General features: G+C 70.3%; 6 protein-coding genes. 4 read left to right on the forward strand and 2 right to left on the reverse strand.

Features of this window, described 5'->3' with window-relative positions:
- Nucleotides 1–10: 10 nt before the first annotated feature.
- Nucleotides 11–7,042, reverse strand: coding sequence for a hypothetical protein (locus ACK3BB_RS05645; protein WP_428927749.1), 7,032 nt, complete (start codon nt 7,040–7,042; stop codon nt 11–13).
- A gap of 617 nt (nt 7,043–7,659) precedes the next feature.
- Between ACK3BB_RS05645 and ACK3BB_RS05650 the strand changes: the two genes are divergently transcribed.
- The 4 genes from ACK3BB_RS05650 to ACK3BB_RS05665 are packed head-to-tail and all read left to right on the forward strand — an operon-like array spanning nt 7,660 to nt 11,507.
- Nucleotides 7,660–8,589 carry an iron-siderophore ABC transporter substrate-binding protein gene (locus ACK3BB_RS05650; protein WP_428927750.1) on the forward strand — a complete coding sequence of 310 codons (930 nt, stop codon included), beginning with the start codon at nt 7,660–7,662 and terminating at the stop codon, nt 8,587–8,589.
- 37 nt (nt 8,590–8,626) lie between these two features.
- On the forward strand, nt 8,627–9,682 hold the full coding sequence (locus ACK3BB_RS05655) for a FecCD family ABC transporter permease (protein ID WP_428927751.1): 1,056 nt from the start codon (nt 8,627–8,629) through the stop codon (nt 9,680–9,682).
- A gap of 32 nt (nt 9,683–9,714) precedes the next feature.
- On the forward strand, nt 9,715–10,671 hold the full coding sequence (locus ACK3BB_RS05660) for a FecCD family ABC transporter permease (protein WP_428927752.1): 957 nt from the start codon (nt 9,715–9,717) through the stop codon (nt 10,669–10,671).
- 11 nt (nt 10,672–10,682) lie between these two features.
- Entirely contained in the window at nt 10,683–11,507 is an 825-nt protein-coding gene (locus ACK3BB_RS05665; protein WP_428927753.1) for an ABC transporter ATP-binding protein, read from the forward strand.
- 129 nt (nt 11,508–11,636) lie between these two features.
- On the opposite strand, the gene ACK3BB_RS05670 is transcribed toward ACK3BB_RS05665, so the two are convergent.
- Nucleotides 11,637–13,802, reverse strand: a complete 2,166-nt coding sequence (locus tag ACK3BB_RS05670) for a TonB-dependent receptor (RefSeq protein WP_428927754.1) — start codon at nt 13,800–13,802, stop codon at nt 11,637–11,639.
- Between the last annotated feature and the right edge of the window lie 127 nt (nt 13,803–13,929).

Raw genomic sequence — 13,929 nt, forward strand, 5'->3', positions numbered from 1 at the left:
CGGCCGTCACTTACCAGCGCGCCGTGATGCCCAGGCCGATGCCGTGGCTGGCAAAGTCGTCGCCGAAGGCCCCGGCGTATTCCAGCCGGGCTTCGAAGGTCTGCGACCGGGCCAGCGACAGGCCGAGCGACACGCGGCCCAGCTGGTCGGCCACGGGCACGGCCGTGGTGAAGGTGCCGGCGCTGGCATCGGCCATGTCCAGCCGGGCGATCGAGGTCCATTCATCGGCATTCGACAGGCTGACCGCCGCATTGGCGAACATCGACAGCGACATGCCGTTGCCCACGGCCATGACCTTGCCCACCTCGACCGACGGCGTGGCGATCATGATCGTTTCCGACTGGTCCTGGACGGCCAGGTTGTAGGCCCCCGCGCCGGTCTCGGTATAGCCCGCGGCCTGGGTGTGGACGAGGTCGAGCGACAGGGCCGGCCGGACATAACCCGCCGCGCTGCCGAACAGCCGCGACCCATGCAGCCGCGCGCCAAAGCTGGCGATGTCGGTGTCACCCTCGGCCAGGGTCGGGGTGGCCGCGCCGACGACGTTGCGTTCCAGGTCGTAGGTGCCATAGCCCGCCGTGATCGCCGCGCCCAGGTCAAAGCCGCCGATGTTGCGGCCCGCGGCCAGCGCGATGTAACCGCCGTCGCCTTCCGCCGTCGAGCTGCCGCCATCCGCGGTGAACGAGCTGTGCTCGTAACCCAGGGCAAAGCCCACCTGCCATTCGGAATCCAGCGCCGCCCGGGCGCCGCCGCTGACGACGAACTGGTCGCCGTCATAGCCGCCGACCCCGTTCTGGTCGAAGGTCAGCCCGCCGATATCGGCCCAGCTGCAGGTGTCCAGCTCTTCGGTCACGCCGAAGCTCGGAGCGTTGCAGCCAAGCGCGCTTTGCATGCGGGCCTGGGCGAACATGGCCTGGGTGGCCGCCGCCGCCAGGGCGCTGCCCGGGGTAAAGGACCCCAGCGCCGCGGCATAGGTGGCCTCGCCGTTGTCCAGCGCCGACAGCCCGTCGAGATCGGCCAGCACCTCGGCATAGCCCACCGCGCCGCTGTCGTAGATCCGGTCGAGATGGTCGCCGACCGATTGCTGGTTGCTGTTGAGCGAGGCATAGGCCGAGCCGAAGCGCGTGCCGTTGATCGACACCACGGCCTCGTTGCCGATCATGTCGAGCTGATAGTCGACAGCCGCCGAATCCACCACGTCGAACCCGCCGGTGACGTTGCCGCCAAAGCTGAGCACGGAATGGCTGGTGCCCGGAGAGATCCCGCTGGCCGCGATGCGCAGCTTGCCGGCCAGGGTGACATCACCGAGGAATTTCAGCCGGTCGGCCGTGCCGCCGTCGAAATCGGCGGCGATTTCCAGGATGCCGTTGGCCTTCTGGCGGAAGCTGCCCAGCAGGGTGACGCTGCGCCCCGGAGTGCCCCGGGCGGTGGTGATCGTGCCGGCGTTCAGCACGTGGCCGACCGAGGTGTCGCCCAGGGTCCAGTGGCCCTCCTTGAAGTTGACGACCCGCCCGGCAATGCGCTCGTTGGTGGCCAGCATGGCCGCGCTGGTTGCCGTCGTGCGGGCCTGGGCCGCGCTGTTGGCGATGGTCTGGCTCTGGTCGGCGGCCACCAGGTAGGTGTCGCCGCTGATCGTGCCCTGGTTGTTGACGGTCAGCCAGGCGCCGTATTCGCGGTCGTAGGTGGCGTTGTATTCCACGGCATAGCCCTGGTCGCCGTCGTCGGCCGACCCGCCGGCCAGGATCGCGCCGCCGGAATTGACGTTGACGACGTTGTTGGCGCCCTGCGAGACAAAGACCCCGCTGCCGGCGCCCGACCCGCCGGTCACGGTCTTGTTGACCGTGACGGTGACGGTCTCCGACGTGTCGGGGGCCATGGACTGGGCGAAGATGCCGATGGAATTCTCGCCCGCCGAGGTGATGTTGGCATTGGCCGTGACGTTGACGGTGGAGGAATTGCCGTCGGCGCCGCCGACGCTTCCGGCATGCAGCACGCCGTCATTGCCCCACAGCCCGCCGCGGCCGCCGATCGACTGGGCGATCACGCCATAGGCATTGTCGCCCTGGGTCTGGATCGCGCCGCCGACGGTGACGTCGACGACACCGCCATCGCCCGACACGCCGGCCTGGTCCGAGTTGATGTAGGACGCGTCGAGCGTGGCGGCCGACAGGTCGCCCCCGATGCCGCCGCCGCCGCCGATGGACTGGGCGATGATGGCATGCGACCCGTCACCACGGGTGGTGATGTAGCCGCTGGTCAGGTCGACCGTGACCTGGCCGCCGCTGCCCGACACGCCGTCGACGGAATCGAAGCTGATCGAGGCGATGCTCTCGTCGTCGGTCGTGCCGCCAAGGCCGCCGCCGCCGCCGATGGATTGGGCAACGATGCCCATCGCCCGGTCGCCATAGGTGTTGAGCACGGTGCCGGTGTTGATGTCGACCGTGCCACCGTTGCCGGCCGCCCCGCCGATGCCGCCGATGGACAGCTCGATGTCGATATCCAGGACGCCGTCGCCCGGAACCGCTCCGCCGGTGCCTCCGGTGCCGCCGCCGCCGCCGATGGACTGGGCCAGCATGCCGTAGGAATCATTGCCCGAGGTGGTCAGGCCCATGTAGCTGCCCTGCTTGACCGAGACCGCGCCGCCGTTGCCCGACGCGCCGCCATTGCCGCCATAGCCCGCGCCCAGCGAGATGCCGGCGCCCAGGTCGATGGAATGGATGCTGCCGCCGCCGCCATCCACGTCGACCGACCCGGCGCCCGAGGCCGTGCCCACCGCGCCATGGCCGCCGCCGGCGCCGATGGATTGCAGCAGCACGGCATGGGCGTTGTGGCCCTGGGTGGTGACGCCGGTGCCGCCGCCGTTGTCGTTGAAGGTCACGTCGATCTCGCCGCCGTTGCCGCCGCCGCCGCCATTGCCACCGAGGGCCATGTTGACGCTGACGGTCTGGTTGCCGTCGGTGTTGGTGGCCGTGCCGCCCGAACCGCCGCCGCCGCCGATCGATTGCACGACGATGCCGTCGGCAAAATCGCCCTGGGTCGAGGCCGCGCCGGAATGCACGTAGGTCACCGTGCCGCCATGGGCCCCGGTGCCGCCGGTGCCGCCAAAGGACAGCGTGGCGTTCAACGAGGTATCGACGCCCAGTTCCTGGCGGGGCAGGGCGTTGGAACTGTCGCCTGCATTGGCCCCGGCGGTGCCGCCGATGCCGCCGCCGCCGCCGATGGATTGCAGCACGATGGCATCGGAATCATCGCCGTTTGTGGCAATGGTGCCGCCGGTCGTGATGTCCAGGTTGCCGCCGGTGTTGCCGTCGCCGGTGGTCGCGCCGACGTTGATGTCGACCGAGCCCGAGACGTTGAACTTGAAGACCGATTTCCCGTCCGAGCCGTTCTCCTGCTTGATCTTGCCCGCTTCGGCCGCGGTGAACCCCGAGGCCGTCAGGCCGAAGGACCCGCCCTGGCCGGTGCCGCCGCCGCCGCCGATGGACTGGGCGACCAGCCCGTGCGAGCCGCTGCCGTAGGTGTCGATGCGGGTGTCGTCGGCGAGGGTCACGTCGACCTCGCCGCCGATGCCGCCCGACCCGCCCTTGCCGCCCATCGCGGCATGGACGCTCAGGTTCAGGCCGCGGCCGATCTTGTCGTTATGGGCATTGCCCAGGCCGCCGTCGCCGCCGCCGCCGCCGATCGACTGGGCCACGATGCCGTTGGCATTGTCGCCGTAGGTGCCGATCGCGGTGCTGTCGTTCATGTCGACGGTGACCTTGTTGGCGCTGCCGCCAGACCCGCCGGCCCCGCCCAGGGCGACCGACAGGTCGACCGAGGTGGTGTTGGGCACGCTCAGGCTGCCCGACAGGGACGAGCCGCTGCCGCCGTCACCGCCGCCGCCGCCGACCGACTGGGCCAGGATGCCATGGGCGCCTTCGCCGCCGGTCGAGATGGTCGAACTGCCGTTCAGCGTGGCGGTGGCCGTGTTGCCGTTGCCGCCCGATCCGCCCTTGCCGCCGACCGACATGGTGCCGGTCACGGCCACCGATTCGCCTTCGCCCGTGGGCGCCGCGACGGTCAGGGCCGAGGCCAGCGAGGACCCGCCCGTGCCGCCGCCGCCGCCGACCGACTGCACGGTCAGCCCGTGCGACGAGCCGGCATCGGTTCCCAGCGCGGTGTCGGTGCTGGCCGTGCAATCGCTGCCGCTGAAGCCGGTGGCCACGCAGCTGTCGTTGAGCGTGACGCTCGACACGCCGCCATTGCCGCCGCCGCCGCCGTTGCCGCCGACCGCGCCGTCGAAGGTAAAGCCGATCGAGGCGTCGAACCCGTAGGCCGAGCCGCCGGTGCCGCCGCCGCCGCCGATGGAATGGGCCAGGATGCCGGTGGCCGTGTTGCCGCTGGTCAGGATGACGCTGTCGGTCAGGGTGATCGTCGCGCTGTTGCCCGCGCCACCGTTGCCGGCGCTGCCGCCAACCTGGAAGGCAATGGGCGTCAGCCCGTTCACGGCCGTCGAATTGCCGCCGTTGCCGCCGCCGCCGCCGATGGACTGGGCCACGACGCCCTTGGAATTGTCGCCCGTGGTCTGCAAGGCCAGGCTGTTGAAATCGACCGTCGAGGTACCGGCATTGCCGCCGCCCCCACCGCCCCCGCCGACCTGCACCGACAGGACCGAGGCAAAGGACGCGCCCTGGAAGTCGCCGCCGTTGCCGCCGCCGCCGCCGATCGAATGGCTCATCACCCCGTGCGAGAAATCGCCCGAGGTCAGGATCGTGCTGCTGCCCTCGGCAGGGGCTTCGGACCCGGTGTCGGTCGGGGTCGAGGAACAGCCGTCGTAGAAATTGCTGACGCAGGCCGCGCCGCCGTTGCCGCCGCCCGAGCCCGAGCCGCCGACGCCCACGCCGATCCCGGCGGAAACGTCGATCACGTCGCCGCCGTTGCCGCCGCCGCCGCCGATCGACTGGCTGACGATGCCGTAGCTGTGTTTGCCCGAGGTCTGGATCGTGCCGCCGACGTGGAACACTTCGGCCGTGCCGCCGTTGCCGCCGGTGCTGCCCGAACCGCCGATGGTGAATATGCCGTCGGCCCCGCCGCCGGTGCCGCCACCGCCACCGATGGATTGCAGCACGATGCCGATGCCGGCATTGCCGCTGGTGGTGATATCGCCGGAATTGGTGACATAGCTGGTCACCGTGTTGTTGGCCCCGCTGCCCGCCGAACCGCCGACGGCCAGGACGCCGCCCGCCGTGCCGGCCGCGCCGCCGCCGCCCGACAGCGACTGGCCCAGGATGCCGACGGAATAATCGCCGGTCGTCGTGATGGTGCCGGTGTTGTTGATCTCGACCACGCCGGCCGCGCCACCGGCGCCGCCCGCGCCGCCCAGTTCCAGGAACAGCCCGTCCGAGATGCCGCCGGTGCCGCCGGCGCCGCCGATCGACTGGGCCAGCAGGCCATAGGCGTGCTGACCGGCCGTGTTGATCGTCGAGCCGGTGGTAAAGGTGACCTTGCCGGCATTGCCGCCGTTGCCCCCGTTGCCGCCCATACCGGCCAGCACGCCGGTAAAGTTGTCGCCGGTGCCGCCGCCGCCGCCGACCGAATGGAAGGTCATGCCGACGCCGTAATCGCCCGTCGTGGTGATCGAGGTGCCCGCGGTCGCATAGGCGCCCACACCCCCGGCATTGCCGCCCTTGCCGGCGCTGCCCGCATTGTCGCCGCCGATGCCGCCGACCGACTGGCCCAGGATGCCATAGCCTTCGTAGCCGTCGGTGATGATCGCCGAATCCCCGGTGAAGTTCACCTGGATCTGGCCGCCATAGCCGCCCTGGCCGCCGGTGCTGTCGGAATCGCCGTTGCCATTGCCGCCGTTGCCGCCTTCGGACCGGGTGACGATGCCGCGCACGCCATGGCCGCTGACGTCGATCGTGCCGCCCTGCTGGTTGACCGTCATGACGGCCGCGTTGTCGTTGGTGTCTGTGCTGGCCCCGCCGCCGCTGCCGCCGGTGCTCTTGTCGGCCGAAGCCCCGCCGTTGCCGCCCTTGGACTGGGCAAAGATCCCGGCGGATTCGCCGGTGGCGTCGTTGCCGTAGACCTGAAGGTTGATGTCGGCCGAGTTGGTCAGCGTGATGGTGCGGCCTTCCTCGCCGCGCCCGCCGTTGTCGGAATTGTCGAAGGACGCCGTGCCGTCGCCGCCCCGGGTCGCGGCAAAGATACCGTGATAGCCGTATTCGCCGGTCGAGATGTTGTTGAAATAGGCGTTGAGGTTGCCCGAGTTGTTGATCGTGATGTCACCGCCCGCGCCGCCTTCGCCATTGTCCTGGCCGCCGGTGCCGCCCTGGCTGACGATGCGCATGGCCCGGCCGTCGGTCGTGGCCCGGATGCCGTCGCCCTGAGATCCCAGCGTGATCATCGCGGTGTTGGTGATGCTGACGGCCTTGGCGTCGCCGGCGTTGCCGCCTTTCTGGTCGCCGGCCCCGGAATTCTGCTTGCCGCCATTGCCCGAGTTGGACTGGACGTTGATGCCATAGGCCGGGACCGACAGGTCGACCGTGGCGCTGGTCTCGATGTCGATCGTGCCCGAGTTGTTGATCGTGATCGGCCCGCCGTCTCCGCCGCGGCCGCCGTCCTCGCCATTGTCGTCGGGTTCGACGCCGTTGCCGCCATAGGCAAAGGCCCGGATGCCGGCCACCTGGCCCTGGCTGGCACTTTGCGAGGTGGTGCCGGTCATCATGATCGTGCCGCTGTTGGTGATGCTGAGCACGCCGCCGGCGATGCCACCGGCCTCGGAGGTATTGGAATCGTCGGTCTCGCCGGCGTCGCCGTAGACATCGAGGATGATGCCGAAATTCTGGTAGGACAGGTCGCTGTTGGGGGTCAGGTTGGCCGAGTTGTTGATCGTGTAGGTGGCCTGTGACCAGGTCGAATTGTCTATGACCTCGATATGGGTGGTGTCTTCGGTCACCGTGCAGGTCACGCTGCCGCCGCTGGACACGGCCGGGCAATCGGCCAGGGCCGGGGCGGCGACGCAGATGGCCAGAAGCGAGACGGAAGTGCGGATGCCGGCCCGCATCCGGGGGGCGCCGAATGCCGGAGAGCCCGAGGGCTCCGGCCGTGAGAGTTGCCGGGGGCCCGTGGCGAGAGATTGCATGGTCGTGCTACTCCAAATGTCCTGTCTTCCACGGGGTATGCCCGCGCATCGCTGCGCGCCCACCCGGTGGCGTCTCCTCGATAAATCTACATCCCTGGGGCCATGATTAACGTTCGGGCAACCACCCGGCTATATGCGAATTGATAGAGGCCGGGGCCGAACGGGGCCGCAATGGCGGCGGAAAAACCGCGCCCGGCCGGTCGCGGGCCCCTCATCCGGCCGGGCGGGGCCGGCCAGTATCGGGCTATCCCGTTGTCTTTGAAGGGGTTTCCATCGGAGGCGGGGCGCGCTGCGGCGGGGTGTGCCGGGCGGGCTGCCTCGATCCTGCCTCAACAAACTCTCCATAATACCTCGACAATTTCCTGAATCTTTCCCGGGGTTTCCCCGCCCTTTGCGGCCTTTTCCGGCCTCGGGGGCCGGAGTGGCCCCGCGCCGGCCGGACCGCTGCCTTGGTTGACAGGTCGGGGGCGACTGGTCTTTACCGGATGCCAGCCAGGGGCCCGCACCTCAGCCAGTTTGCGTCTCAGCAGAGGTGAGCCATGCGCCGCGTTGTCCTGATTTTCCTTGTTCTTTTCCTGCAGGCCGCCCAGCCCGCCGCAGCCTGCGAAGGCCGTGTCCTGGACGATCCCCGGGTGCATGCCAGCCCGCTGTGCCTGCCGTCCGCGCCGCAGCGGGTGGTGGTGCTGGACCAGAGTTTTGCCCTGGGCATCGGGCTGGACATGGGCCTGCCCGTGGTCGGCGCGCCGCTGACCCGGATGAGCGACGAGGCCCTGCTGGCCCGGGCCGAAGCCGCCGGGGTGACCGACCTGGGCTTTGTGACCGAGCCCAGCCTGGAACGCATCGTGGCGCTGCAGCCCGACCTGATCCTGGGGTTCACCGGCGATCCGGGCCTGGCAGAGAGCTTTTACCCGATGCTGTCGCAACTGGCGCCGACCCTGCTGGACGTGTCGGGCGACTGGCGGGGCTTCTACGACATCGTCGCCGGGCTGACCGGCCGCGAGGACCAGGCGCGCGAGATGTTCGCGGCCTACGAGGCCCGGCTGGCCGAGCTGCGGCCGCGCGTGCCGGATGTGCCGGTGTCGGTGCTGCGCATCACGACCTGGGATTTCCAGGTCTACACCGACACGCCCGGGGCCTATGCGCCCTTCGAGATCCTGGCCGAGGCCGGGGTGCGGCGCAGCGCTTATGAAACCGCGCCCGAGGGGCCGGCGCTGAAACGGCCCGACTGGGAAGAGCTGGGCCAGCTGGACGGCGAGATCCTGTTGTACATCGTCGGTGGCACCAACGACAGCGCGACCAACGGGCGGCATGAAGAGGTGCTGGCCAACCCGCTGTGGCAGATGCTGCCGGCGGTGCGGTCGGGCCAGGTGCATCGGATCGACCCGGCGGTCTGGATGGAATTCAGCGGGCTGGGCTCGGCGCATCGGGTGCTGGACGACATCGAACGTTTCATCCTGCCTGCGCAATGATCCGGCCGGCAGGCGGGGCGGAACGGATCGGGCTGTGATGGGGCGCGGAGCTGCATGGGGAGACGGCCATTGGGCCTGGCCGGCGCTTGGCCTGGCGCTGGCCCTTGGGGTGGTGGCGCTTTGGGCGATGGGCACCGGCACGGCGCGCATTCCGCTGGCCGAGGTCGCGCGCATCCTGGTTGAGCCCCTAGCTGCGTCGCGACCCGATGATCCGGCAGGGTCCCTGGGCGACAGCCGGGAGGCGCTGATCGTCTGGTCGGTGCGTCTGCCCCGCGTGCTGGCGGCGGTGATCGCCGGGGCGGCGCTGGCCGTGGCCGGGGCGATCATGCAGGCCGCCACCCAGAACCCGCTGGCCGAACCCGGCCTGCTGGGCGTCAATGCCGGGGCGGCCTTTGCCGTGGTGCTGACCCTGACGCTGGCCGACCCGGCGGCCGGCAGCGGGGCGCTGGTCTGGGTGGCCTTTGCCGGGGCGGCGCTGGCCGCGCTGGCGGTCTACGGGCTGGGCGGCACGGGCCGCGAGGGGCCGTCGCCGGTGCGGCTGGTGCTGGCCGGGGTGGTCGTGGGCACCTTTCTGGCGGTGCTGACCTCGACCCTGCTGATCTTCGACGACCAGACCATGGATGCCGTGCGGATCTGGACGGCCGGGTCGCTGAAGGGCCGTGGCCTGGACGAGGTCCGGGCCGTGCTGCCCCATGTCGGGCTGGCGCTGGTGGCGGCCATGGTCCTGCGCGACCGGTTCACGGCGCTGAGCCTGGGGGCCGAGGTGGCCCGCGGGCTGGGCCAGGACCCGGTGCTGTGGCGCGGGGTGTCGGCCGTGCTGGTCGTGATGCTGGCCGGGGGCGCGGTGGCCGTGGCCGGGCCGGTGGGCTTTGTCGGGCTGGTCGTGCCGCACATGGTGCGCCTGACGGTGGGTGGCGATTACCGCCGGCTGCTGCCGCTGGCCCTGCTGGGCGGTGCGCTGCTGACCCTGCTGGCCGATACGCTGCCCCGGGCGCTGTGGGGCAATGACGTGCCGGTGGGCATCTCGCTGGCCCTGGTCGGCGCGCCGTTTTTCATCTGGCTGGCCCGGTCGCGGCTGCAGGTGCCGGCGTGACGGCCGGGGCGCCTGTCGTCCGGCTCGCCGGCATGGCCCTTGTCCTGGCCTTGGCCTGCCTGGCCGCGCTGGCCCTGGGCGATCAGCGGCTGGCGCCCGGCGCGGTGGCCCGGGCGCTGCTGGCACCCGGCGAAGGCCCGGCCCATGTCGAGATCATCGTGCGCGGGCTGCGCCTGCCCCGGGCGGTGCTGGCCCTGCTGGTCGGCGCGGCCCTGGGCGTGGGCGGGGCGGTGACCCAGGCCATCCTGCGCAACCCGCTGGCCGAACCGGGCCTTCTGGGCATCAACGCCGGGGCGGCGCTGGTCGCCGTGCTGGTCATCGTCGAGCTGACCGCCGTGCCCGACAGCGCGCTGCCCTGGCTGACCTTTGCCGGGGCCTGCGCCATGTCGGCGGCGATCTGGCTGCTGGCCTGGCGCGGGGGCAGCGCCGCGCTGCGGGTGATCCTGATCGGGGTCGGGCTGAGCGCCCTGGCCGGGGCGGCGGCCAGTTTCGTGTCGACCTTCGGCGAGGTGACGGCCGTGCAGCGGGCGATGATCTGGATGGCCGGCAGCCTGCAGGACGCGCGCTGGGACAAGGTGCGGCTGCTGGCGCTCTGGCTGGTGCTGCCCATGGCCCTGGCCTGGCTGGCCGCCCGCGACCTCGACGTGATTGCCTTTGGCGACAGCGTGGCCCGGGGGCTGGGCCAGCGGGTGGACCGGGTGCGGCTGACGATGATCCTGGCCACGGCGGCCCTGTCGGGCGCGGCGGTGGCCGCGGCGGGGCTGATCGCCTTTGTCGGGCTGGCCGCGCCGCATATCGCCCGGCGGATCGTCGGCCACCGCCATGCCGCGCTGATCCCGGCGGCGGCGCTTTGCGGAGCGATCCTGGTCGTTGCGGCCGATGTGGTGGCCCGGCGGCTGATGCCTCCGGCGCAGGTGCCCGTGGGGCTGATGACCGGCTTCCTGGGCGCGCCGTTCTTCGGCTGGCTGTTGTGGAAGGCGCGGCGATGAGGGACGGGACGATGGCGGAGCATGCGCTGGAAGCGCGGGGGCTGGCGGCGGGGTATGCCGGGCGGCGGGTGATCGAGGGGCTCGACCTGGCCATTGCGCGCGGGCGGTTCACGGCCCTGCTGGGGCCGAACGGTTGTGGCAAGTCGACCCTGCTGCGCACCATCGGCGGCCAGCAGGCGCCGCTGGGCGGCGAGGTCCGGCTGGGCGGGGTGCCGATGGCGGCGATCGGCGCCCGGGCCCGGGCGCGGCAGGTGGCCCTGCTGGCCCAGGGCGCCCAGCCGCCCGAGGGGCTGACCGTCGAGGACCTGGTCCGGCAGGGGCGCTATCCGCACCGGCGGATGTTGCGGGGCTGGTCGGCGGAGGATGCGGCCAGCGTCGAGGCGGCGTTGCAGCGGACCGGGCTGACCGGGCTGCGCGGGCAGATGCTGGACCGGCTGTCGGGCGGGCAGAGGCAGCGGGCCTGGATCGCGATGACCCTGGCCCAGCAGGGCGAGATCCTGTTGCTGGACGAGCCGACATCCTACCTGGATCCGGCCCATCAGCTCGACGTGCTGGGGCTGGTCGGCGGGCTGGTGGCCGGGCAGGGGGTGACGGTGCTGGCGGTGCTGCACGACCTGAACCAGGCGGCGCGCCATGCCGATCACCTGGTCCTGCTCAAGGACGGGCGGATCCGCCACCAGGGCCCGCCGGCCGGGGTGCTGACGCCCGGGCATATCCGCGAGGTCTTTGGCATCGACATGCGCATCATCGAGGACCCCGAAACCGGCGGCCCGCTCTGCGTGCCCCGGCGGGTGCAGCCCGCGCGGGACGAAACCGGGGAGGGAGGCCGGCCCTGACGGGCCTGGGCTGGTGGCAGGCGGCCCTGACGGGCCGGGATTGGCGCGGGCGGCCCTTCGGGCCGAGGATGGGGGGGGCGGCCCTTCGGGCCGGGGTAGGGGGGAGCCGGCCCTTGCGGGCCGGGCCGGTCAGAAGGTCTTGTTCAGGCGGATGCCCACTTCGCGCCGGTCGCCCAGCGAGGCGACCGAACCGGGACCGTATTCATAGGTATAGAAGGTCTCGTCGAAGAGGTTGGTGGCATAGGCCGTGATCGACACCGTGTCCCAGGCATACCCGACCTGGGCATCGACGGTGACGTAATGGGCCAGCTCGGCCCGGGGTGTGGCGCCTTCGATCCGCGACAGGGCGCTGCCCGTGTAGGTCATGTTGCCCCCGGCAAACCAGCCCGTCGACGCCCCCCAGAACAGGCCGAGGACAAAGCTCTGTTCCGGCGCGTTGGAAAACGGCTGGCCGGCCAGGTTGAGGCTGCCGATCGAGAAATCCTTGAACTCGGTGTGCAGCAGGCCAAGCGAGGCATAGATGTTCAACCGGTCGGTGGCGAAGTAATTGATCTCGACCTCGCCGCCATAGCTTTCGGACTGGCCGGCATTGGCGATGTAGCTCGACGTGGAATCGCCCGGGATCGCCCAGATCTCGACCTGCTGGTTGTCCCAGTCCTGGTAGAACACGTTGGCCCCGACATTCAGCCGCCCGCCCATCAGGCTGCCCTTCCAGGACAATTCGATGTTCTTGGCCTTCTCGGCATCGTAGCTAAACGGCTGGGCATCGCTCAGCCGCACGCCCGAGCCGCCGGGGCGATAGCCTTCCTGGTAGGTCAGGGCCACGGTGTTGAACGGGTTGATCCGGTAGGCCAGGCCCAGCTTGGGGATGAAGGCCGTCTCGTCATGGCTGGACGCGCTGGCAGAGGTGGTCGTGACCACGCCGTTGACATCGGTGGTCACGGCGGTGGCGGTCTGGCTCTGCTTGTAATAGTCGATCCGCCCGCCGGCGATCACGCTCCAGTTCGGGGAGAATTCGTAATCGACCTGGCCGAACAGGGCATAGTTGCGGATATCGGCGGTGTTGTCGGTGCGCGTGGTCGAGCCCAGCAGGAACTGCTCGCGCCAGCCGTCGTTGCTTTCGTCGGCGGCATAGACCCCGGCCACCCAGCGCAGGCGCTCGCTGTCATAGTTCAGCCGGACTTCCTGCGACAGGATCATCTGGTCGAAGGAGCCGACGTTGTAGGCGCCTTCGAAATCGGTATCGGGATCGGCCACCGGGTAGCCGTAATTGACCGACCGCCGGTCGGTGATCGAAGAGGACAGGCCGGTCAGGGCGGTCAGGACCAGCCGGTCGCTGAAGGCATGGGTGATCTCGATCCCGGCATTGTCGACGGTGGTGTCGCGCACGTCCTGGAACAGGGGCAGGGCAAAGCCGTAGGGCGAGATGTCGCCATAGATGTCGCCGCGCATGTCGTCATAGCTGACCCCGGCGGCCGACCAGTTCGGCCCGGCTATCTGGTTGGGCGTCGGGCTGTCGTAGGAATGCGACAGGCTGAACAGCACGCGGGTGTCGTCCGACCCGGTGGGCAGCCACAGGAGCTTGCCGCGCAGGGTGTAGTATTCGTCTTGTGCCAGGTCGTCGTGCCAGGGATAGGCCGCGTAGCTGGGATAGTTGATGTCGCTGTCCTTGCGCGAATATTCCGCGCTGAACCGCATGGCCAGGTTGTCGGACAGCGGCGCGCCATAGGCGATGCCGGTCTGGACATGGTTGTTCTCGCCATAGGTCAGCTGGACCTGGCCCGAGGTCAGGAAATCGGGGTCACGGGTGCGCAGGTAGATCGCCCCGGCCAGGGCGTTGCGGCCGGTCAGGGTGGATTGCGGGCCGCGATAGACCTCGATCTGCTCGGCGTCGAAAACCCCGCGCGCCCCGCGCCGGGCGGCCTCGGCGGTCTGCTGGACGCCGTCGATGTAGAACGAGGCCAGCGGCGCGCCGGCGCCGCCTGGGGTCAGGCCTTCGGAATTGATGCCCCGGATGACAAAGCCGTTCTCGGTCAGGTCGCCGTCGGAGACATTGGCGATCAGCTTGAAGGCATCGTTGACATCGCGGACCGTCGGGCTGGCCAGCTGGTCTTCGGTCAGCACGGCGACCGAGGCTTCGGACTGGTCCAGCGTCGATGCGGCGCGGTCGCCGTAAAGCTGGATTTCGCCCAGGTAGACGCCGTCCGGGTCTTCGAGATCCTGCGCCAGGGCGGCGGTTGCCGCCAGGAAGGATGTGCCGCCCCAAAGAGCGGCCGCGCGTAGAGTGCAAGCCATGTCTGTGATCCCCTGAAATGGTCCGGCTGGCTGATGGCTTGCACGGGGTTCAGCCTGTCAGGGCCGGGGGCCGCGCGTCAACTGCGGCGGGGTCCGGTCGGATGCGGGACGGTATTTCGCGGCAATT

This window comes from Marinibacterium sp. SX1 (genome assembly GCF_050389775.1).
Classification (GTDB): domain Bacteria; phylum Pseudomonadota; class Alphaproteobacteria; order Rhodobacterales; family Rhodobacteraceae; genus Marinibacterium.